Genomic DNA, 23225 nt, shown 5'->3' on the forward strand with positions numbered 1-23225 from the left:
GATTTTTAAGATGAGAAAGAACTTATTATACATTTCAATTCTAATTGGACTAGCAATTTCCTGCGATGATGTCTACGAGCAGCCACCGCAGGCGTTTTTGGAAATTGCATTGGAAAATGTCGACACTCTGGACACCGCAACTCCAAAAGTTTCGGCATACGGCATTGGCATGGAGGATAGTATATGGCTCTATCAGCAAACCACTGATTTATTCTTGCTTCCCCTAAGTCTTGAAGAAACAACGAGCTTTGTAATTTTGCTAGACTCGATTGCCGACACCTTGAGAATTACCCATGAGACCGAATTAGTTTTCGAATCAGCAGAAACCGGATTTTACAACGAATTTAAAATACTTGATGTCGACCACAGTTTTAACCGTATTGACGATTACGATGTGACTGACAGTTTGGTGACAAAGACCTGGCATGAAAATATTAAGCTATACATTAATTCTCTCCCTGATAACGCTAATTAGCTTTGGGCAGGAGCGCGACCTAAACAAGAAGCCAAAGCGAAAAGACAACTTCATTCACATGGATGGGGTGCGCGTTGGAATGGATCTTTCGCGCTCACTGCAACACTTTTGGAACAAAGGAAACCGCTATGGGACTGAATTTAGTGTTGACATGGAACTGGTGCCAAACTTATACCCAACCCTCGAAACCGGATGGGAGAAACTCCGGTTAACACAAGACTATCTTGATTATTCGGCAGCTGGTTCGTACTCCAAAATTGGTTTCGATTACAACATTCTGGTTGCTGAAAATCGTCAGGACATGGATATGGTGTATGTTGGTTTAAGATACGGATTTACACTAGCCAACCAGCAGGTTAAGTCCTTTTATGTGCCTAATTACTGGGGCGACTACAGCGGCAGCTTCGATAAACAAAACTACAGCGCTCAATGGACCGAGATTGTATTTGGCATGAAAGGCGAAGTATTGAAAAACTTTTTCATAGGCTGGAGCATCCGTGGCAAACTAAAACTAGGGCAAAAAGATTTTGACTTGCCTCATGTCTACTTTAATCCCGGGTTTGGTCCGGCTGAAAAGAAATTCAATTTCGATTTTTCATATTCAGTTTACTACAATTTTCCATTTAATTTTAGAAAGTAGATCATGAAACATCTTGTTTTGGTTTTTGGCTTTATTTTCCTGTCAATGTTTTCGGGAATAGCGCAAAGCGAAAATGGTATTGTAGTTAGAAAATACAGAAATCAGCAAACCTGGCTAATTAAGGAAGGTGCCAAAATTACCATTAAAAAGGACGGACAAAAATACAAGGGGAAATTCAAAATTATCGATAAAGAATCGATCCTCGTAAATTCGGACACAATCAAAATCAATCAAATACAGGAACTTTACGCCAAACTATCCACCAGCAATTTTACCGGAGGTGTGTTTACTCTACTTGGCTCCTGGACCGGAGTCGGTGGAATAAGTGGAACAGTTATGGCAGTATCTGAAGGTGGGTTTGCCATACTGGCTATTCCGTTCGCAGCAGGTATTGGAACCTTTGGAACGTTGTTAGCTATCAAAGGTGTACAACTTCTTTCACGTGGGCGAAAATTTAATACTGCCAAGTGGGAGTATTTGATCATTCAAGAGCCGTCCTTGATTCCGGCTAACTAATTCTTCCAGTCATTATCGGTCAGCATTTCAGTTTCTTTTTTTTTGTGTTTAATCCTTTTTTTATTTCTGATTTGAAGGCGCAAAATAATTCTTCAAACAGTGACTTTTACCCATTTTTTCGTCGAAATAAAAAGCATTCTTTTGCAGCCAATTCGGCAGCCAAAAGCAACCCGAATTTTTACGAGTTTAAACCGGAGACAAAAAGTAGAAAATGACTGAAACACAAAAAATAAAATTAAAGACAACACTGACGGACTATTTGATAATTGCATTTGGCATGTCGCTATACGTTCTTTCATGGACCGTATTCTTAATTCCTGCAGAAATCACGGGAGGAGGAATCAGTGGTCTATCGGCAGTTATTTTTTATAGCACCCAGATACCCGTTGCTATTAGTTACTTTGTAATCAATTCATTTCTCATTTTAATAGCCATTAAAATTTTAGGAGCAAGCTTTGGCATAAAAACAATCTTCAGCATGGGAATCGCAACCCTACTCTTTTGGCTTACTCCAAACCTAATCAGCGAACCGCTGATTGACGATACTTTTCTATCGGCTGTTTTGGGAGCCATGATGGGTGGAATTGGAATTGGGCTGGTCTTTACTCGCGGAGGCAGCACCGGAGGAACCGACATTATTGCCATGATAATCAACCAATATCGCAACATTAGCCCAGGTCGGGTAATCATGTATTGCGATGTGATTATCATTGCATCAAGCTACTTTGTTTTTCAATCACCAAGCAAACTTGTTTACGGCTATGTTTCCATGTGGGTAATTGCATATACGATTGATGCTTTTTTAAATGGTTCGAACGCATCTGCTCAAATTTTTATATTTTCGAAAAAATTTGAAGAAATCGCCGACTATGTCAATAAAAATGCCAGTAGAGGCGTTACAGTACTTGACGGAACAGGCTGGTACACCAAAGAGTCGGTAAAAATAGTCATGACAGTGGTGCGAAAAAGAGAAACCAGTCTCATTTTTAGAAAATTAAAAGAGATCGATCCGGAAGCATTTATTTCCATGGGGAGTGTGATGGGTGTTTATGGGCAAGGTTTTGACAAGATGAAAATTTAATATGAAAAAATATATTGCCGAAATTGTTTTAGTGCTGATTACCTTAAGTTTATTAGTTGTTTTTCTGACTAACCCGCCGGTTGAAAATCCGGCTCCTGTTCCCGAACCGGAACCAATTCCAATACCCGATCCTATTCTTCTGTTTGGACTTCCCGTGGATTCATTCACGATTGAAGGTGCTGATATTATGCGTAACCAGAATTTATCTGATATTTTGGTAAAAAAGAATATTTCGTATCAAAAGATTGATGAGTTGGCTCGCAAATCAAAACCCATTTTTGATGTTCGTAAATTAAAGCACAAGAACCATTATCATTTTTTCCTGAAGAAAGACAGTGCTCAAACACCTGCCTATTTCGTTTACGAAATCGACAACACCGATTATGTGGTTTACGACCTGAACGATTCCATTCAGATTTACAGAGGACAAAAGCCCATTTACACCAAGCTGAAGTCTGCGTCGGGAACAATTAAAAGCTCACTTTGGAATGCGATGACTGATAACAATATCAACCCGGTCCTGGCCATCGAGCTTTCCGACATTTATCAATGGTCGATTGACTTTTACGGCATTCAAAAAAACGATAAGTTCAAGGTTATTTACGAAGAAAAGTATGTTGACTCCACATCAATTGGCATTGGCGAAATTCACGCCTGCCAGTTTCAGCATATGGGTGAAGACTTTTACGCATTTCATTTTGAACAGGACAGCAGCCTAAGCTATTTCGATAAAGAAGGGAATAGTCTGAAAAAAGCTTTCCTGAAAGCGCCGTTGAAATTTTCGAGAATCAGCTCGCGATTCTCAAATAGTCGTTTCCATCCGGTACTTAAAATCAGGCGTCCACATCATGGAATTGATTATGCTGCTCCAACCGGGACTCCTGTTCAATCGATTGGTGATGGGGTTGTCACGCGAAAGGGCTATCAAAAGCGCGGAGGTGGAAACTTTGTATACATCAAACACAATTCGGTTTATACAACCTGCTACATGCACTTACATGGCTTTGCAAAAGGAATTGCTCCCGGTGTGCGAATAAAGCAAGGACAGGTTATTGGTTATGTTGGCGCAACAGGACTAGCAACTGGCCCTCATCTCGATTTCAGGGTATTTAGAAACGGCTCGGCTATGGACCCGCTGAAAGTAAAAGCACCACCTGTGGAGCCGATTCACGATGAAAATTTAGCTGCATACAACCAAGTGAAGGACTCGCTGACCGCACAGCTTAATCTAATCCCTTTTCAAGAATAGGATTACACATATAAATAAGTAAAAGTAAAAAAGCTCAAACAGCAAATGATTTGCTGTTTGAGCTTTTTTATACCTATTTTAATCCTGACCTTGGTAAAGCACCTCTTCTATCACCCGGGGAAAATGTTCATGCTCAAGTAAATGTATCTTTTGAGCTACATCGTCTGGAGTATCCGATTTCTCCACATCGCAATTTGCTTGAAAAATAATATTCCCTTCGTCATATTTTTCATTCACATAATGAATGGTGATGCCCGATGACTTTTCTTTATTCTTCACAACAGCTTCATGCACAAAATGACCGTACATTCCTTTTCCTCCATACTTAGGCAATAAAGCCGGATGTATATTTATTATCGGAAACTCTTCGGTGAGGTACCTCGGCACCAACCAAAGAAAGCCCGCCAGGACAATCATGTCTATTTTTCGATCAGTCAATTCATCAAGAATGTCAATACTGTGATAAAACTCGTCTCTTGAAAAAGTAAAAGTCTCAACACCAAGTCTTTCTGCTCGTATTAACGCATAAGCATTTTCGTTATTTGACCACAAAGAATCAACAATAACATTCCGATTCCCGTTAAAATACTCGATAATATTCTGTGCGTTACTGCCTGATCCTGAGGCAAAAATAGCAATTTTCTTCATCTCAAATTTAGTTCTATTATATTTTTAGAATAATGGACTCACATGTTCAAATATAGTCTAGACAATCAATAACTTACAGCCCAAAATAGCTATTTATTTAAGTTTTTCTTTGATATATTTTGGGTAAATTTATTACTTTGCACCGGATTTTTTAAAAACAAAATTGAATATTAACTTAAAATTAGAACTATGTCTGACATTGCAGGTAAAGTTAAAGCAATTATCGTTGATAAATTGGGAGTTGACGAAAGCGAAGTAACAAATGAAGCTTCTTTTACAAATGACTTAGGTGCAGATTCTTTGGATACAGTAGAATTAATCATGGAATTTGAAAAAGAATTTGATTTGGCTATCCCAGACGATCAGGCTGAAAAGATTTCAACTGTAGGTGAAGCTGTTTCTCACATCGAAGCAAACGTTAAGTAATAAATTTGAATTAAACATTTATGGAATTTAAACGGGTAGTTATAACCGGACTTGGAACCGTAAACCCGCTTGGTAATTCTGTACAGGAATTTTGGGAAGGGCTTAAAAACGGAGTTAGTGGAGCTGCACCTGTCTCTCGGATGGATGTAGACCTTCATAAGACCCGATTTGCATGTGAGTTAAAAAACTTTGATCCAACGGACTACGTTGAGAAAAAAGAGGTTCGTAAACACGACCCATACACACTTTATGCATTTGCATCATCTCAGCAAGCAATTGACGATTCAGGTCTTGACCTGGAAACACTCAATAAAGATCGCGCTGGCGTGATTTGGGGAGCAGGAATTGGTGGTTTGCAAACTTTTTATGAAGAAGTTAGAGCATACAACCTTGAGCGCCCTAAGTTTAATCCTTTCTTTATTCCGAAAATGATTGCGAACATCGCGGGTGGATTAGTATCTATCCGCTTTGGTTTTCGCGGTCCCAATTTTACAACTGTATCAGCATGTGCATCAGCATCACACGCCATGATCGAAGCGTTTAACTACATTCGCATGGGTAAAGCTGATTTGTTTATTACAGGGGGATCCGAAGCAGCAATCAACGACGCAGGATTATGTGGTTTCAATTCGATGCGTGCACTTTCAACACGTAATGACGATCCGACAACTGCATCCCGACCTTTTGATAAAGACCGGGATGGATTTGTAATGGGCGAAGGATCTGGTGCTCTTATTTTTGAAGAGTACGAGCATGCTAAAGCCCGCGGAGCAAAAATTTACGGAGAAATTGTAGGCGGGGGAATGTCGGCAGACGCTTACCATATGACTGCCCCTGATCCGGAAGGAAGAGGTGCTTCACTGGTTATGAACTGGGCCTTGGAAGATGCCGGAATACAACCTGAAAACATTGATTATATCAATGTTCATGGAACCTCTACTCCACTAGGAGATATTGCAGAGCCAAAAGCAATTCAAAAATGTTTTGGCGACCATGCTTATAAATTAAGTATTAGTTCTACCAAATCAATGACAGGTCACTTGTTAGGTGCTGCCGGAGCTATCGAAGGCATTGCTTCAATCCTGGCATTGAGAGATGGAATTGTTCCTCCAACAATAAATCACTTTACTGACGATCCGGAGATTGACAGCAGACTTGATTTTACATTTAACAAAGCTAAAGAACGCGAAATGACTTATGCATTGAGCAATACATTTGGCTTTGGAGGACATAATGCTACAGTAATTTTTAAGAAATACTGATAAGGTGATAAGAAATATCGCACAACAAATAAAACTCTTTTCTTCTCCGAGAAAAGAGTTTTATTTGTTTTTAAGATCATTATTCAATTGCTCGCCGGTCAATATTAAACTTTATGAAAAGGCACTAACTCATCGGTCAGCTTCAAAAACTGATTCGCAAGGGAATTGGGTTAATAACGAACGGCTGGAGTACTTGGGCGATGCCATACTTGGAGCAGTTATCGCAGAATTTCTGTATAATCGTTTCCCAAATATGGATGAAGGTTTTCTCACTCAAATGAGATCTAAACTAGTAAACCGAAGCTTTCTAACAGAGTTAACTTTTCAGATCGGGCTGAACTACTACATTGAATCGAACACGAACAACACCGATGAGAATAGCCATATCTATGGTGACGCATTAGAAGCGATTATTGGCGCCTTGTACCTTGACAAAGGCTACCAGGTCACCCGGAATTTCATTATTCGAAAATTACTTCTTCAACAAGTAGATCTGGATGTCATTCAAAAAACAAATACCAATTACAAAAGTCAGCTGATTGAGTGGAGCCAGAAAAATAAAAAAGAAGTTGACTTTTCAACGGTTGAAAATACCGTTGGAGAAAATAAGCAGCCACACTTCGTTTCAACAGTAACGATCGATAATCGTGTAATTGGGAAAGGTGAAGGTGGATCAAAAAAAGAAGCTCATCAGAAAGCATCAAAAGTAGCACTCGGCAAGCTAAACGAACTTGAAGGTCAGGAGAATTAAAAGCGAGTGTTAAGATTTCAAAACAAAAAAGCGGAGCCTCTCAACTCCGCTTTAAAAACCAAAACCTAAATTCACCTTGTAAAAAACTCAGTTAAACCCCATTTGTGCAAATGCAGTTTTATACATTTGCTCTAACAAAGATATAGAGATTATACATGCAGCGATGCTAACAAATGTTAAAGCCTGTTAAGAATTTGTTTACATCAAAACCGCTTAAACTCAATATATACAGCCAATGTTAAATATTGTTAAGCAGCTGATTACCCTGTTTTTTAAAGATTATATTTGTAGTCATGAGTAGACGAGTTATCATTTTTTTGATTGTGATCATGGCTATCGTAATGACTAGCTTGATTCTGGTGCAAACCAATTCCATTCAAAAAGCTTTTCAAATAAAAGAAGAACAGTTTGACCAAATGGTGAACCGCTCTATTCGGCAAGTTGTCAGAAAACTAGAACTGGAAGAAGCCTCTTTACTTGCTGCGCAAAGTAATCTTCAGACATATCGCAACTCATTATTTCCAAAAAATAATCAACAACAACGTATTTTCCCGGGAAACTCGAATAATAAAGCAACGGGAAAGAATGGAGATGTCAATATCTCATTTCGCTTTTCTCAACGCAATAATTCAGCGACCTATCGCGAGGAACTATCGATTACATATAACGATTCTACTTCGACCTATCGAAATGAACGTGGAATGCCCGGAGACTTCCGTTCAGCATTTGATGAAATACATGATTACGATGGTTATATCCGTCAGCAATACGAAAAGCGAAGAAATGAACAGGCTAACTATTATCGAATCATTCAAAATCAATTTCTCTTCTCCCAACTACCAATAAGCGAACGCATAAATCAAAAAGCACTAGAGAGAGCCTTAAAGGAAGAGTTTAACAACGCAAACATAAACTTGGATTATAAATACGCCATTTACTCATTCCCGCAAGGACAGGAGCAAAAGATATACGGGAACGAGGGATTTAATCCGGACAATAAAATCCCCTATAAAAGCCTCCTCTTCCCAAACGATGTGATTGATCCGAAACCAAATTACCTGTTTGTTTATTTCCCGAAGCGTCAAAGCTACCTCCTAAAAGAAGCCGGATTAATGGTTATTCCGACCGCTATTTTAACAGCCTTGCTTATCGGAATATTCGTTTATACGATATTGATTATCCTGAAACAAAAGAAACTATCGAATATCAAAAACGACTTTATCAACAATATGACACACGAGCTTAAGACTCCTATTTCGACCATTTCGCTCGCAAGCCAAATGTTGCACGATAATAGTATTAGCAACACCCCACGCACAATTGAGCATGTGTCAAATGTCATTTTGCAAGAGAGCAAACGACTTGGATTTCAGGTTGAAAAAGTATTACAAATGGCTGTATTTAACGAAGGTCGTTTAAAGTTAAAATTCAAAGATGTTCATTTGAATGAACTAATTAACAATGTAATTCTTAACTTTGAAATACGGGTAAAAAGCAAAAATGGCACCCTAACATCAACAATAGCAGCAGAGAACGATCTGATCAAAGGAGATGAAGTACATATTACCAATGTGATATTCAATTTGCTGGACAATGCCATGAAATACGGCAAAGATGTTCCGGCTATTGAAGTAAACACCGAAAACAAAAAAGACTTTGTAGTCGTTTCGGTAAAAGACAACGGTATTGGAATTGCGAAAGAACATCAGGCGCAAATCTTTGAGCGCTTTTACCGTGTGCCAACTGGCAATGTACATGATGTAAAAGGTTTTGGACTTGGCTTAAGCTATGTGAAGAAAATTATTGACTCGCACCAGGGAAAAATAAAGGTGGAGAGTGCTTTAAATAAAGGAACAAAATTCATGATATACCTCCCACTAAATGTGAAAGTAAATGGAAACAAAAACAAAACTTTTATTAGCCGAAGACGATGAAAACTTAGGTCTTCTGCTTAAAGAATACCTGATAGCCAAAGGATATGATACTGATTTGTATGGTGATGGAGAAGTTGCCTACGACGGATTTAAAAAACATCAGTACGGACTGTGCATTCTGGATATTATGATGCCTAAAAAAGACGGTATGACTTTGGCCAGAGACATTCGGTTAATCAACTCAGACATCCCTATTATTTTTCTTACAGCCAAAAATCTGAAAGAAGACGTATTGGAAGGATTTAAAATGGGAGCGGACGACTACATTACCAAGCCATTTAGCATGGAAGAGCTGATATTCCGCATCGAGGCTATTCTACGTCGCACAAGCGATAGCAAAGGTGGAGAGCAGTCGACCTATCAATTGGGGAAATTTACATTTGACCATCGGAAACAAACGCTTGCAACAGATAAAGAAACGGTCAAATTGACAACCAAGGAATCAGAACTTTTACGATTACTTTGCAACAATGCCAATGATGTTTTGGAACGTAATTTTGCACTGAAAACCATTTGGATTGACGACAATTATTTCAATGCACGAAGCATGGATGTTTACATAACCAAATTGCGCAAACACTTAAAAGAAGAACCTTCAGTTGAAATTATTAATGTACACGGGAAAGGCTACAAACTTATCGTTTGATTTTTCTGTCACATAAATATGATGATACCAAAATCCCTGTCAATAGCTGACGGGGATTTTTTAGTTCGATTCGGCAGGGTCGTCTTTTCCGAAAAGCTCAAATGCGCTTGCGATCTGCTCCGACCTTCCCATTATGTAAACAACATCATGTTTCTCAAGAACCGAATGTACGTCCGGATGCTCGATTAGCTTATCTTCCCGAAGTATGGCTACCAAGGTAACACCAAACACCTTTCGGAAACGAATCTCACTAATGCTCTTGCCTACCACAAATGATCCCTCGCGAACTTTCAATGCCATGATTTCGAGGTTCGGCAGCTCCTGAAACAGTTGATCGGACTTACTGGTTTCTTCCCTGAAAATCCCATAATGATCACCTCTGATTTTCGCAATAATCATATTTATTTCGCGCTGTGGAACTAGCCTTTTTCTCAATATCCGCTCAAACAAATCAATTGCTGTTTCAAATTCTTCAGGAATCACCTGATTGGCTCCCAATCGGTATAATTCTTGAATATCATTAACCTTTTTGGTTCGCACAATAATAAAAGCATGTGGGGTCAAATGGCGAATACGATCAATAATGGACATGGATACAATCTGATTTCCCACCGAGATTACAACAATATCAGCCGTTTTTACATGTGCTTTTTCAAGAATTGGTTCGTTGGTTGCATCACCATAAATAACAGTTTCTCCCTTTGCCTGCAGCTTCTTCACCGTTCCCGGATCAAAAATAATAGAGATATATGGCATGTTCAGATATTTGGCCATAACCGACAAATTAAGAGATCTGGAATCCTTTCCGATGAAAACAACATGATTCTTCAACTCGGGAATCTCTATTTGCGGTAATGGGAATAAACCATCAACCCAAATCTTTGGAAGCGGAAATTTCAGCATCCGAGTGGCCACTGGTGCAGACAACATCATAAGCAGTGGAGTAACCGACATACTAATAATTGCAACAGCTAAAAATAACTGATAATAATAATCCGGTATGATATCGTATTTCAGGCCGGATTGTGCCAGAATAAAGGAAAATTCACCCACCTGGCAAAGCGCAAAACCAACCATTATTGTCCCACGGAAAGTATGTCCCAAAATAAATGCAGTACCTCCGGCAATTACCATTTTTATAAACAACACAAGCAAAACAGTTGAAACAACAAGCATAAAGTGATTCGCGACAAAACTCAAATCAAGCAGTAAACCAATACTTACGAAGAAAAAGCTGGTAAACGTATCTTTAAAAGGAATGAGCTGCCCGAACGCATTGTGACTGTATTCTGATTCCGAGATCATCAGTCCGGCTAAAAAAGCTCCGAATGCAAGTGAAATTCCCATTTCGGCAGTCAATAAGGCAACCGACAGACAAATGGCGAAAATACTCATCATAAAGAGTTCCTGGTTCTTGGTATGAGCCACCAAGGTTAAAAGGCGCGGCATCAACCAGCGATTCCCAATATACACCATTCCAACCAAAACAATGGTTTTCCCAAGCAATACAAGCAACTGTCCTCCCTGATCAGACACTTCCCCGCCCAGCATTGGCGTAAAAAGCAATAACGGGATCAGAATGATATCCTGAAAAATCAGAATCCCCAATACTGTTCGTCCGTAATTAGATGTAATCTCAGACCGCTCCTGCATAAGTTTCAGCACAACTGCAGTACTACTCAAAGCGGTTAAAAAACCAACAAACAGAGCCCCTGTCCAGCCCATACTATACAGACGGGCAAGTAACATCGTAATGCCGGCAGTCAGGATGAGCTGCATAAACCCTCCTAGAAAGACAATTTTTCGTATTCGTAAAAGATGATTGATCGAAAATTCGAGCCCAATGGTAAACATGAGTAGAACGACTCCTATTTCTGCCAGTAACTCAATTTGATGATGGGATCCAATTATTCCTAAAAAGTACGGGCCCGTGATTACCCCGGTCAAAAGATAACCGATAATTGTTGGCACCCTGATTTTTGTAAACAAAAAATTTACAACAGTTGACAAGGCGAAAATAATGACGATATCTTTTAAAAGAACTAGCTCCATACAAATAGGTTTTGAATTTATACAAACAGGCTCCTCCCGCTAATAGTTGAAACTTCTCAATCAAAATAAGCATATTTTAGTAACTAACGATCATTGTACCACAAATCTTTACATAGAATTCTATTTTTGCATTGCGATTTTGTACTTTACACTTTGCCAAATCAATAAAATATGATTGTACTAATTACGGGGGGAACTGCTGGCATAGGAGCTGCTACTGCAAAGCAATTAAAACAAGAGGGACATCGCGTTATTGTTGCTGGGCGGCGAGTTGAAACCAACTTCTCAGAAACTGGTATTTCAACCTTACAAATGGATGTTACAAGTGAAAAATCTGTAATAACTGCAGTTAAGAATCTTTACAATACAACAAAACGAATCGATGTGGTAGTTCAGTGCGCCGGACGCGGTGCCATTGGACCGCTAGAGGCTTTTCATACGGATGAAATTGCCGATGTTTTCAACTTAAATCTTTATGGTATTTTACGGGTTAATCAGGCAGTCATTCCAATCATGCGCCAACAAGGCTGTGGCCGGATTATCTTAATCAGCTCGTTAGCTGCCGAAGCGGGGCTGCCATTTCAAAGTGTATACTGTGCCGGCAAAGCAGCGCTCGATATTATGATTGAGTCATTACGTATGGAAATAAAGCCTTTTGGAATAGATGCCTGCGTACTTCAACCAGGTGATTTTAAAACAGAAGTTGCTCTACACCGAAAGCTTCCAGATATTGACTCCGAATCGCCCTACAAAAACGCATTTGAGGAAATTAATTTAAGTGCAACCAATAAAGTTGATGTAGCTGGAGACCCGATAAAAGTTGCCCGAACAATAAGCCAATTGCTAAAAAAGAATAAACTCGCTCCCAAATACCGAGTTGGATCACCGATAGAACTAGCCATGCCCTGGGTTAAAGTATTGATCCCTGCCAGTTTGTTTGAAAGGCTTTTGACGAAATATTATGGGCTTTAAAATATTAGCATAGAGTTTCTAAAGAAATAAAGACTTGCACCACTAGCTGATCCCACAATGGGCAAAATCTTCGTTTGGTCTCTTAAGTTTTCTTGAAGACTACTTTTATCTTACTAATAACCACCCTTACTCTTTCAATGCGTTTAATAAATGAAGTGCGTGATCCCTCAAAGGTTTATGTTTGACATACCACCAGATAATGCCAACAACAAAACTTCCTGTTATTAAGGGAACAAGAACATACTGAACATTCAATATTATCATTAGTAGTGAATCCGATTCCGCCCTCGGAATACGCATCAAAACCATTCCGGCATCTATAAACAAGATGGCAAATAGTGCCCATGCGAGTTCTGGTTTCCAAAGCCGATACCGCTTAACTGCACTTTCAAGCATTTGAACTGACGGCTGAGAATAATCGATCGTTTTAAATTCACGGGCATTCTTACTAAATAAAACTGCAAACACAACAAAAGACAAGACAAAGCACCCCCCTCCCAATCGCTCAATAATTACCACGTCGTCAGACGGATATAATACCAACAGAAAAGTATAAACAGGTATCATTATCCAGTAGAATACCCGAAAGTTCCTCGACATTCTCCACATTTTTTTGTCTTGCGACTTCAACTGACTTAATAACTGATTCATGGTAATTCATTTTCTGATGTTTGCCCCTGCTCCAAATCTCCACTCCCGAACGATTTTCTCAACGACTCTTTTATCCGATGAATTTTCACCCGGACATTAGGTTCGGTTAACCCAACAACGTTCGCAATCTCCTTACTCGATAAACCCTCCAGCAGTAAGGATATTAAAGCCTTGTCGATAATTGTAAGTTGATTGATCTGCGTCTGCATTCGATCCAGCTGCTTTTCCAAAAGTTTTTTCTGCTCCGCGCCATTATCATCAATCAAACTGCCAAGGTGCTGCATATCCATATCAACCCTGAATTTTAGCTGTTTAAAAGTTTTGCCCGACATACTCAGCGAGGTATTGATAGCAATTCTGTAAATCCAGGTACTAATAGCTGCTTCGCCCCGATACGAATCCAAACTTTTCCAGATATTTATGAGAATCTCCTGGTACATGTCCTTCGATTCTTCATTACAATTGGAATAGTATCGACAAATACGTCGAACCCTTTCCTCATTATCTTTTACAATTTGCTTAAACTGCTCCTCTTTATTGATCATCCATCTGGGAATTGAGTTTACTTTTTAGTTCTGTTAAAAGATGGGTTGTTACATTTTTCAAACAAAAAAAGTATATAAATTTAAAAGAAAATCAGATTTTAGTCATTTCGACTAACACAAACCACCTTGACTTTAAACAAAAAAAATCCGACCTGAAGGAGATCGGATTTTGAATAATTATATCGTTTGTAATGACTAATTAATCCAGTTTCAATACCGCTAAAAAGGCGTTCTGAGGCACCTCAACGTTACCGACTTGTTTCATCCGCTTCTTACCTTTTTTCTGTTTCTCGAGCAGTTTTCGTTTTCGCGAGATATCGCCACCGTAACATTTCGCAGTGACATCTTTTCGCACAGCCTTTACTGTTTCCCGGGCAATAATCTTAGCTCCAATGGCAGCCTGAATTGCAATGTCAAATTGTTGGCGAGGTATTAATTCTTTCAGCTTTTCGCACATCCGACGTCCCATTGGGTAAGCATTGTCGAAGTGAATTAGTGAAGAGAGTGCATCCACCATTTCACCATTCAACAAAATATCCAAACGAACCAATTTCGCCGGTTTATAGCCCGTAATATGATAGTCAAAAGAAGCGTATCCCTTTGAAATTGATTTCAATTTATCGTAAAAGTCGAATACAATTTCGCCCAGTGGCAGGTCAAAAGTTAATTCAGCCCGCTCGGCGGTCAGGTAATCTTGTTTGATCAGGGTTCCGCGTTTTTCCAAACACAAAGTCATAACAGATCCAATAAAATCGGACTTGGTAATAATTTGTGAGCGAATATATGGTTCTTCAATATCGTCAATCGTTGTTGATGCCGGCAAGCCCGAAGGGTTGTAAACCGTAATGGTTTCGCCACTGGTGGTATGTACTTTGTACGAAACGTTTGGTACCGTAGTAATGACATTCATATCAAACTCGCGATCCAGACGTTCCTGAATAATTTCCATGTGTAACATCCCCAGGAATCCGCAACGAAAACCGAAACCGAGCGCAGCAGACGACTCCGGCTCAAACGTTAGCGATGCATCATTCAACTGAAGTTTTTCCATCGCTGCACGCAAATCTTCGTAATCCTCAGCATCAATTGGGTAAACTCCGGCAAACACCATCGGTTTCACTTCTTCGAAACCGGAGATAGCCAAAGTTGGTCTTTCTTTGTGCGTTATGGTATCTCCCACCTTCACCTCTTTTGCAGTTTTAATTCCAGAGATGATATAGCCAACATCGCCTGTGCTCAACGTCTTTCGTTTCTCCATACCAAGCCGAAGCACTCCAATTTCATCTGCATTGTACTCTTTTTTAGTATTAACAAACTTTACAGAGTCGCCCTGATTAATCGTTCCGTTTACAATTTTAAAGTAAGCAATCACCCCACGAAACGAATTAAAAACAGAATCAAAAATCAAAGCTTGCAGGGGCTCTTCCGGATTACCTTTTGGGGCAGGAACTATTTCAACAATATTTCTCAGAATTTCATCGACCCCCTCTCCCGTTTTACCACTGGCACGAATAATTTCTTCACGCTTGCAACCAATTAAGTCGATAATCTGGTCTTCCACCACTTCTGGCATGGCATTCGGCAAGTCCATTTTATTCAGAATTGGAATAATCTCCAGGTCGTGCTCAATAGCCAGATACAGGTTCGAAATCGTTTGTGCCTGAATTCCCTGTGTAGCATCAATAATTAACAATGCTCCTTCGCATGCTGCAATTGAACGGGAAACTTCGTACGAAAAGTCGACGTGTCCGGGAGTATCAATCAGGTTCAAGACATATTTCTCACCATCCTGCACATAATCCATTTGTATGGCATGGCTTTTAATGGTGATGCCTCGTTCTTGTTCCAAATCCATACTATCGAGTACCTGAGCTTTCATCTCTCGCCCACTCACCGTTTTGGTTACTTCCAACAAGCGGTCGGCCAACGTACTCTTACCGTGGTCAATATGTGCAATAATGCAAAAGTTGCGGATATTATTCATAGATTATTGTCGTTTGCTTTTTATAGGTATCGTATGAAACTTGCGTATAATCATCCTCCTGTGTATAAGAACTTCTCCGTGCTTGTTTCATGTATCTAAAAACCTTTCTTTCAATTACTCCGTTTCGGATTGGCGCAAAGATATTCAAAATTTAATTACAATAATAGAAAGCTCATGGCGTTAAGAAAGTTTAATAAATCCTGAATTAAATTCATCCCGTTCAACGGAATAATAGTTACCAGAAGTCAGCAAACAAGTGAATTCAATTATCTTTGCACCGCCTGAAATAAATTAAAAATGAAAGATTACCTGATATATTCAGTCGGTTTTATTGCCCAAATTCTTTTTTTTGGGCGTACGATTGTGCAGTGGTTCAAATCGGAACACGAAGGAAAAGTACTGTCGCCAACCATCTTTTGGAAGATTAGTTTGTTGGCCTCAATCCTGATGCTAACCTATGGTATTTTACGAAACGATGCGGCTATACTGATCGGACAAATTCTGGTTTATTTCATTTATGTGCGCAATATCCAGTTGAAAAACGACTGGAAAACCATGTCGCTTCCCACACGAATAGTTATACTGGCCATGCCAATTGCTATTTTAGGATATCTGTTTTTCGGAACAAACTATTCGCTGTCTACGTTCTTTAAAAATGAAAACAACCCCTTCATGTTGATGGTCTGGGGTATTGTTGCACAGGTAATTTTCATTTCACGCTTTTTCTATCAGTGGATTTATTCTGAAAACCGTAAAGAGTCCATCTTGCCACTCGGGTTCTGGATCATCAGTATTTGTGGCTCCTCGATGAACCTTATTTATGGTATATTCAGGCTCGATCCGGTCTTGGTCGCAGCACATAGCTTAGGCATGTTTGTCTACCTTCGTAACATCTTAATTCATTATAATAAACGGAGCTTATTTAGCCGCTTAAATATTCCCGTATTAAACAAGCTCATTGCCTTTGTTTCGGGGAAAATAAAATAAAAAGCATATGCAAACGATAGTTTTAACCGGATGCGCCGGATTTATTGGATCTCATTTATCTGAAAAACTGTTAGCCGAAGGAAATCGCGTAATTGGCATCGATAATTTTGATCCCTTTTATGATCGTCAAATAAAAGAACGTAACTTATCAACCTCCATCGGTCATCAAAATTTCCGTTTTATTGAAGTTGACTTAGCTGATTTTGACGCATTATCTTCAAACCTTAAAGAAGAAACAATTGACACGATTGTTCATCTGGCGGGGAAAGCCGGAGTTCGTCCATCAATTGAGGATCCGCAGGGCTACATTCGTGCCAACATCACAGCCACTCAAAACATCTTGGATGTCATGAAAGACAAAGGCATCAAAAAACTGGCTTTTGCTTCTTCATCGTCGGTATACGGCAATACCAGGGAAACCCCGTTTCACGAAGGGCAGGATGTGAGCAACCCCATTTCGCCCTATGCTTTTACCAAAAAGGCTTGTGAATTGATCAACTACACCTATCATTCGTTATATGACCTGGACATTATCAACCTCCGATTTTTCACCGTATTTGGTCCACGCCAACGCCCTGATTTAGCGATTCATAAATTCACCGGTTTAATTCTGAATGGTAAAGAAGTCCCGATGTTTGGCGATGGCAGCACTTCGCGCGACTACACCTATTACGAAGATACCGTTGCCGGAATTCGAGGAGCCATCAATTACCTGAACAGTAACGAAAAGGTTTACGAAATTATCAACCTGGGAAATAACCAGCCGGTGAAATTGTCGGAGATGATTGCCGCCATTGAAAAAGCCTGTGGCGTGAAAGCCAACATCAAACAACTACCGATGCAGCCGGGCGATGTTGATATTACGTTTGCCAATATCGAAAAAGCAAAAAAACTATTGGGCTACAATCCTCAGTATTCTTTTGAAGAAGGCGTAAAAAACTTTGTAGACTGGTACCGACAGATTAACCAATAAGAAAGAGGCTGTTAAAAAAAAACTCAACAACCTCCTTTTCGACTAACTCAGTTTTTCTGTTTTTCGAACGTAAATTTCTTTTAAGATTCCCCAGGCTATTAATGAAAGAATAAAAATTAAAGTTCCATACACCGGAACAATCATACTTACTTTCAAACCTCCGGCTACTAGTGAGGGTGAAATGTCGCCTGCAACTTCAATCGCATTAAAAGCCGCAATCAATCCGATGGCCTGCCCCAGGAATCCGGTAACAATGGCCAGGCTTCCGAATAATAAAATTAGTCCCAATCCATTTTTTGTGACTTTCCCTTGCACAAAAAAATGGATCACCTTTTGAGCCGTAAAAACAAGCATGCCAATTCCCCATATTGTTACAACTGACATGAATAGTGGGCCACCCGCGTAAAATAAATCTGCTGCTTTCATAATGTTTAAATTTAAAATGAATTAATGATACGAAAGTATGACCGAATAATTTTTTCAGCATATTTTGTCGACCAACTGCACCAAACCTCACCTATACAACCGAAAGCCGGAATTCGATCATCAAGCGTACCATTTATTACATTGGATCGCGAAATCATGTCGTTCATCGACATTTTTTCAATTTCAACACAAATTTTCAGTAATTTGACATCTCTCAATATTAATAATGATGACGCGTATCCTTCAGCAAGTAAAAGTAGATCACATTCCCAAAGTCAGTTTTTTAAAAATTGGACAACATCTTCTATTCTGGGTGATCTCCTACCTGTTCTTTATTCTGTTTTTCGGACGCGCCAATCGCGACTACCAAACAACCATTATCTTTGCTTCGCTTCTATTTCCGCTGGCCATAATTACCAGCTATTTTCTGAATTATTACCTGATCCCGCGCTTCCTCTTTCAGGGCAAATACTGGCGTTTTGTACTGTTTCTTTTTTATACGTTTGTGTTTACCTTGTGGTGCGAACTGATGATCAGCATGTATGTATTCATCATCGTTAGCGACTTCCAGTTTTACAAACTTGACCCGACTTCCTTTGACATCGTTTTTTTATTAGTTGGTTTATATTTTATTATTCTCGCCTTTATTGCCATTGAGCAGGTAAAACGCGCTTTCGAAATCAAGAAAGAAATTACCCGGTTGGAAAGGCGACAACTGGAAACCGATCTGAAGTTACGTGAATCGGAGCTCAAATTACTGCGTGCTCAAATTCATCCTCATTTCCTGTTCAATACCTTAAACAACCTGTATGGGTTAACGCTCGAAAAATCGGACTTAGCTCCGGAGTTGGTGCTAAAACTCTCTGATTTGATGGACTACATGCTTTACAAATGCAACCAACCCAAAGTGAGCTTAAAAAGTGAGCTGGATCATCTGAAGAATTACATTGAAATTGAGAAGATTCGGTATGGAAAAAAACTGGCCCTCGAACTCGAAGAAAAAGGCAACCCGGATCAATTGGAAATTGCGCCCATGCTTTTGCTGGCTTTTTTCGAAAATGCGTTTAAGCACGGAGTCAGCAAATCCATCCACAATCCGTTTGTTGCCATTACCATTGAAGTTCATGGCAGCACACTTCATCTTCGCATTGAAAACAGCAGAAACTCCAATGCCGACCATGCTGAAGATTACACAAAAGGCATTGGGTTGAAGAATGTACAAAAAAGGTTGAAGCTGATTTATCCCGACAAACATCAATTGGAAATCAATCCAAAAGAAGATACTTTTGAAATTGAACTGCAGTTAGAACTGGATCAATTACACAAGCCGCAACAAAAAAGCCAATGGACGAACTAGTTTATAATTGTTTGGTGGTGGATGATGAGCCCATTGCCATTCGGGTGATTAAAAATCATTTGTCTGAATTTAAAAACCTGAAGCTGGCCGGCGAATGCAACAATGCAATTGAAGCCATGGAATTTCTGTCAAAACAACGGGTTGATCTTATTTTTCTGGATATTCAAATGCCGCAAATAACCGGGATCGAATTTCTGAAAAACCTGAATCCGGCACCAAAAGTAATTTTCACGACAGCTTATCGGAATTATGCCATTGAAGCGTTCGAATTGGATGTGATTGATTATTTACTGAAACCAATTTCGCTGGTTCGTTTTTCAAAAGCCATCAACCGGTTTTACCAGCGAGTCAATGCGAATACGGCTGGTCCTTCAGCCGCCGAAAAAGGCAACCAGGCCCCGGATCACCTCTTTTTAAAGATTGATAAAAAGCTGCATAAAATCATGCACCACGAGATTTTCTACCTGGAAAGCTTTGGAGACTATGTGATTGTACACTCCGAAAAAGGAAAGCTGACAACCAAAGAACGGATCAGCCACCTGGAAGAACAACTGCCTGCCAGTCAATTCTTGCGGGTACATCGCGGCTACATCATTTCAATAGCCAAGATTACAGCCTTACTTCCCGGGCTGGTTGAGCTCGGAGAATTTAAGATTCCCATTGGCCGAAGCTATAAAACGGAGGTTGATAAAATTATTCTGTCGTAGCTGCACCCGGACACTCCCTGCGCCGGCGGCGGATGATTTTTGCTTATCACAACAAAACCAGGCAAAAAAACGACCGTGACATTGAGCCATACCCACAAAATCAATCCGCATTTTTTTTTGCTTGTCCGGAGCGGCCGAGAGCGATATTTTTTTCTTTTTTGAAAGAATCCGGCAGCCGAGAGCAAAAAAAATTTATTTTTTTGCTGAATTGACCGCAAAAGAACAAAAAAATAAATTCTGACTGTCCCCAGCGGACTGGAGAACGATATAAATTTTTTTTTTGACTGAATTGACCGGATGAGAGCAAAAAAATATTTTTTTTTCAGCAAACCTCGGCACGAAAAAAAATCCAAACAGCCCAAACTGCCCGTTTATAGCAGTAAGCAGCCAATTTATTTTCTGTTTCTTTCCAGTTGCCTTTTCACCTGCTCATCTCTGTTAAAAAAGAATGAGTTAAAACCACTGGTATCTGACCGGTCTACTTTCCTTTTAAAACTGAAATAAAAAACAAGACGAGCCTCCAGCGACACACCTCTTTTAAGGTGCTCGTTCACAAAGTAACCCGACTGCTCCAAGTCCAGTTTATTCACTGCTTTTCCAAAATCGTGTGAAATTACTCCCAGAGAAAGCTGTACAGCATTTGAATTTTCGAAATCAGAATGATAACCAACAGAACCACCCCAGTAAAAATGAAAGCCGGAAGTTGTGCCTGCGGTTGAAAAATCCTCCTTATCATTATAAAAAACAAAACGAGCCTTGCTGGCAAAAGATTCCAGCTTGCCAATTCCTTCCAGAAAAAATCCACCACCAGTCGTTTCAAAAATGGTATACTTTGGTCGTAAATTGAACGAAACCCCGGTTAAATTGATTTGCATGTGCGCCACATCAAGAAATTGCTCAGAATACTCATCTTCAAAGCCACCAATGGAAAGATCAACTCCTAATCCCAACGACCATGAATCATCCAGAAAGAATTCATATCCACCTCCAAAACTCGCCAGCCCTATAATGTCGTTTCCAATCTCATCAAGTCCGTTGGCTGTGCTTCGGTTATCTAAAGAATAAACACCAATCGAAAAATAAGGCATCCCGATTTTCTGACGATCAGATTGCGCCATGGCAACTAACGACATCATAAAAAAAAGAAAAATGAGGATTGGAATCTGTTTCACGTGGCCTTGCATTTGTCAAAATTATTTTACTGCCAAGATACAACGCCAGCCGAACATAACAAAATTTAATTCCGGTTTTAGTTCAAGAAAAGCTTAAAGTGAAATACAAGAAAAACCAACACAACTACTCCGGCTTTCCCATCCAGCTGATGGTTACCGGCTCCCGCCCCCACTCAAGAGCAGCGCCAATATCTTTACCCATATAAATATCAATACGCTTTTCCCAGCGCCTGTTCATTTTGTCCAGCACCCGGTACTTACCCTCAAAACCTTCTATCTTCACTTTGGTTTGATAGGTCAACCCCAACTTGATCAAATCTCTCGAAACGGCAATACACTTCATTCCGGGTCTAAGCGTATCGCCCCAGGCTCCAATCTCCGGATGGTCGGCATGTGTCTGGGCTGCAAGAGAATTAAACGCGGTAGCAACAACCTCCAACTCTTTTTTAACACGCCGATCACAACCAGACACAAAACACATTAGTCCGATCAGCACGGCAATCAACCTGAACCATTTGGCTATTTCATATTTAAGGGAATTAATCACACTCATTGAATCTGTTATTAGTTATCTCAGCCCTTCAGACACTTATATAAACAGGTTATTTTATTCCTTTGTTGATAAAAATGCCAATTTCGAAACCGACTACTCCTTCAAACACCTGCTTTTTTCTACAATTTTCACAATACTTACTGCCTGTTCAAGCCTGACGACTAATCGAGTTAAAATATTCTTTTCAACTTCGCGTACTTGTTTGTAGTTTTAGGTTCATTTTTGCAGCTACTAAAACGAAATGGACAAAGAGATATCGGACAAAATAAAAAAGAAGGCATCGGAGCTAGGACTCCTGGATTGCGGCATCTCAACCGCGAGTTACTTAGCGGAAGAAAGACCCCGACTGGAGAAATGGCTGAATCAGGGAATGCATGGCGAAATGAGCTACATGGCTCGAAATGTAGACATGCGACTGAATCCTCAACTGATTTTCGAAGGAGCTAAGTCTGTCATTTCTGTTTTGCTGAATTACTACCCGAAAGAAAAACAACAAAACGATGACGCCCCTGTGCTTTCAAAATATGCTTATGGCAAAGACTACCACTTTGTTTTAAAAGATAAGCTGAACCAATTGTTAACTTTTATCCAGGAAGAAATAGCTCCCTGTAACGGGCGTCCATTTGTTGATTCGGCTCCGGTGCTTGATAAAGCCTGGGCTGCAAAAGCCGGACTAGGCTGGATTGGCAAAAACACCAACCTGATTTCGGTAGAGCATGGAAGCTTCTTCTTTATCGGCGAATTAATTATAGATCTGGAATTAGAACCTGACAAAAAAGTGGTGCCTGACTATTGTGGCAAATGCACCCGTTGCATTGATGCCTGCCCGACTCAGGCAATTGTAGCGCCGCAACGAGTTGACGCGCGGCGGTGTATTTCCTATCAAACCATCGAATTGAAAGGGGAATTGGATGAAAGTTTGAAAAACCAGTTTCAGGATCGGGTATTTGGCTGCGATATTTGCCAGGATGTTTGCCCCTGGAACCTGAAATCAGAACCGCATCAGGAACCCGATTTTGAGCCACACCCCAGACTTCTGGAACTTTCGCAAAAAGAGTGGATGGAAATGGATCGTCCATTATTCAATGAACTTTTCCGAAAATCAGCGGTAAAACGCACCAAGTTTGAGGGCTTAAAACGCAATCTTCAGTTCATCTCATCGTCTGACTAACTCTCCATTCAATATTTTAAATTTCTGTCACGATTTTTTCCTGCAGG

Annotated in this window: 24 protein-coding genes; 16 read left to right on the forward strand and 8 right to left on the reverse strand. The window is 39.9% G+C overall.

The window, feature by feature from the left end:
* Positions 1-10 precede the first annotated feature (10 nt).
* The 5 genes from GR929_RS14705 to GR929_RS14725 all read left to right on the forward strand — a co-directional run bounded on the left by GR929_RS14705 (position 11) and on the right by GR929_RS14725 (position 3961).
* Positions 11-475, forward strand: a complete 465-nt coding sequence (locus GR929_RS14705) for a DUF6452 family protein (protein ID WP_159521081.1) — start codon at positions 11-13, stop codon at positions 473-475.
* Complete coding sequence (locus GR929_RS14710; protein ID WP_159521083.1) at positions 426-1115, forward strand: DUF6048 family protein; 690 nt, start codon at positions 426-428, stop codon at positions 1113-1115. The genes GR929_RS14705 and GR929_RS14710 overlap by 50 nt, the downstream gene beginning before the upstream one ends.
* A gap of 3 nt (positions 1116-1118) precedes the next feature.
* Positions 1119-1631: a hypothetical protein gene (locus GR929_RS14715; protein WP_159521085.1), complete on the forward strand. Its 513-nt coding sequence runs from the start codon at positions 1119-1121 to the stop codon at positions 1629-1631.
* Positions 1632-1842: 211 nt separating this feature from the next.
* Positions 1843-2712, forward strand: a complete 870-nt coding sequence (locus tag GR929_RS14720; RefSeq protein ID WP_159521087.1) for a YitT family protein — start codon at positions 1843-1845, stop codon at positions 2710-2712.
* Position 2713: 1 nt separating this feature from the next.
* Entirely contained in the window at positions 2714-3961 is a 1248-nt protein-coding gene (locus GR929_RS14725; protein ID WP_159521089.1) for a peptidoglycan DD-metalloendopeptidase family protein, read from the forward strand.
* Between the two features lie 78 nt (positions 3962-4039).
* Here GR929_RS14725 and purN read toward each other — a convergent pair whose 3' ends face one another.
* Positions 4040-4609, reverse strand: a complete 570-nt coding sequence (gene purN, locus GR929_RS14730) for a phosphoribosylglycinamide formyltransferase (protein WP_159521091.1) — start codon at positions 4607-4609, stop codon at positions 4040-4042.
* A 189-nt stretch (positions 4610-4798) separates the two neighbouring features.
* On the opposite strand from purN, the gene GR929_RS14735 reads away from it, so the two are divergent.
* The 5 genes from GR929_RS14735 to rprY all read left to right on the forward strand — a co-directional run bounded on the left by GR929_RS14735 (position 4799) and on the right by rprY (position 9628).
* A complete protein-coding gene (locus GR929_RS14735; protein WP_159521093.1) occupies positions 4799-5035 on the forward strand; it encodes an acyl carrier protein in 237 nt (78 codons plus the stop codon).
* A 20-nt stretch (positions 5036-5055) separates the two neighbouring features.
* Entirely contained in the window at positions 5056-6297 is a 1242-nt protein-coding gene (fabF, locus tag GR929_RS14740; protein WP_159521095.1) for a beta-ketoacyl-ACP synthase II, read from the forward strand.
* Between the two features lie 4 nt (positions 6298-6301).
* A complete protein-coding gene (gene rnc / locus GR929_RS14745) occupies positions 6302-7048 on the forward strand; it encodes a ribonuclease III (RefSeq protein WP_159521097.1) in 747 nt (248 codons plus the stop codon).
* A gap of 293 nt (positions 7049-7341) precedes the next feature.
* Positions 7342-8982: a sensor histidine kinase gene (locus GR929_RS14750; RefSeq protein WP_159521099.1), complete on the forward strand. Its 1641-nt coding sequence runs from the start codon at positions 7342-7344 to the stop codon at positions 8980-8982.
* Entirely contained in the window at positions 8942-9628 is a 687-nt protein-coding gene (rprY, locus tag GR929_RS14755; protein ID WP_159521101.1) for a response regulator transcription factor RprY, read from the forward strand. The genes GR929_RS14750 and rprY overlap by 41 nt, the downstream gene beginning before the upstream one ends.
* Before the next feature lie 60 nt (positions 9629-9688).
* Here the strand turns inward: rprY and GR929_RS14760 are convergent, their stop codons facing one another.
* Positions 9689-11680, reverse strand: a complete 1992-nt coding sequence (locus GR929_RS14760) for a cation:proton antiporter domain-containing protein (protein ID WP_159521103.1) — start codon at positions 11678-11680, stop codon at positions 9689-9691.
* Between the two features lie 171 nt (positions 11681-11851).
* On the opposite strand from GR929_RS14760, the gene GR929_RS14765 reads away from it, so the two are divergent.
* Positions 11852-12652 (forward strand): SDR family oxidoreductase, encoded by an 801-nt coding sequence (locus tag GR929_RS14765; RefSeq protein ID WP_159521105.1) that lies wholly within the window; start codon positions 11852-11854, stop codon positions 12650-12652.
* Positions 12653-12778: 126 nt separating this feature from the next.
* Here the strand turns inward: GR929_RS14765 and GR929_RS14770 are convergent, their stop codons facing one another.
* The 3 genes from GR929_RS14770 to lepA form a co-directional block, all read right to left on the reverse strand.
* Positions 12779-13303 (reverse strand): hypothetical protein, encoded by a 525-nt coding sequence (locus GR929_RS14770; RefSeq protein ID WP_159521107.1) that lies wholly within the window; start codon positions 13301-13303, stop codon positions 12779-12781.
* Positions 13300-13848 (reverse strand): RNA polymerase sigma factor, encoded by a 549-nt coding sequence (locus GR929_RS14775; protein ID WP_159521109.1) that lies wholly within the window; start codon positions 13846-13848, stop codon positions 13300-13302. Before GR929_RS14775 ends, GR929_RS14770 begins: the two co-directional genes overlap by 4 nt.
* A 199-nt stretch (positions 13849-14047) precedes the next feature.
* Positions 14048-15832, reverse strand: a complete 1785-nt coding sequence (gene lepA / locus GR929_RS14780) for a translation elongation factor 4 (protein WP_159521111.1) — start codon at positions 15830-15832, stop codon at positions 14048-14050.
* 297 nt (positions 15833-16129) lie between these two features.
* Here lepA and GR929_RS14785 point away from each other — a divergent pair, with 297 nt between their 5' ends.
* The gene (locus GR929_RS14785; protein WP_159521113.1) at positions 16130-16819 is read left to right on the forward strand and encodes a lipid-A-disaccharide synthase N-terminal domain-containing protein; all 690 of its coding nucleotides are present in this window, start codon (positions 16130-16132) and stop codon (positions 16817-16819) included.
* Positions 16820-16826: 7 nt separating this feature from the next.
* On the forward strand, positions 16827-17792 hold the full coding sequence (locus GR929_RS14790) for a GDP-mannose 4,6-dehydratase (protein WP_159521115.1): 966 nt from the start codon (positions 16827-16829) through the stop codon (positions 17790-17792).
* A 42-nt stretch (positions 17793-17834) separates the two neighbouring features.
* On the opposite strand, the gene GR929_RS14795 is transcribed toward GR929_RS14790, so the two are convergent.
* Positions 17835-18218 carry a MotA/TolQ/ExbB proton channel family protein gene (locus GR929_RS14795; protein WP_159521117.1) on the reverse strand — a complete coding sequence of 128 codons (384 nt, stop codon included), beginning with the start codon at positions 18216-18218 and terminating at the stop codon, positions 17835-17837.
* A 226-nt stretch (positions 18219-18444) separates the two neighbouring features.
* On the opposite strand from GR929_RS14795, the gene GR929_RS14800 reads away from it, so the two are divergent.
* Together GR929_RS14800 and GR929_RS14805 are read left to right on the forward strand one after the other, a co-directional pair.
* Positions 18445-19575 (forward strand): sensor histidine kinase, encoded by a 1131-nt coding sequence (locus GR929_RS14800; RefSeq protein ID WP_159521119.1) that lies wholly within the window; start codon positions 18445-18447, stop codon positions 19573-19575.
* A complete protein-coding gene (locus tag GR929_RS14805; protein ID WP_159521121.1) occupies positions 19563-20282 on the forward strand; it encodes a LytR/AlgR family response regulator transcription factor in 720 nt (239 codons plus the stop codon). The genes GR929_RS14800 and GR929_RS14805 overlap by 13 nt, the downstream gene beginning before the upstream one ends.
* Positions 20283-20674: 392 nt before the next feature.
* Here the strand turns inward: GR929_RS14805 and GR929_RS14810 are convergent, their stop codons facing one another.
* Complete coding sequence (locus GR929_RS14810) at positions 20675-21454, reverse strand: hypothetical protein (RefSeq protein ID WP_159521123.1); 780 nt, start codon at positions 21452-21454, stop codon at positions 20675-20677.
* 124 nt (positions 21455-21578) lie between these two features.
* Entirely contained in the window at positions 21579-22007 is a 429-nt protein-coding gene (locus tag GR929_RS14815) for a 3D domain-containing protein (RefSeq protein ID WP_201301026.1), read from the reverse strand.
* Between the two features lie 241 nt (positions 22008-22248).
* Here GR929_RS14815 and queG point away from each other — a divergent pair, with 241 nt between their 5' ends.
* On the forward strand, positions 22249-23178 hold the full coding sequence (gene queG, locus GR929_RS14820; protein ID WP_159521125.1) for a tRNA epoxyqueuosine(34) reductase QueG: 930 nt from the start codon (positions 22249-22251) through the stop codon (positions 23176-23178).
* Positions 23179-23225 lie beyond the last annotated feature (47 nt).

The sequence above is a fragment of the Sunxiuqinia indica genome (assembly GCF_009847015.1).
GTDB classification, from domain to species: domain Bacteria; phylum Bacteroidota; class Bacteroidia; order Bacteroidales; family Prolixibacteraceae; genus Sunxiuqinia; species Sunxiuqinia indica.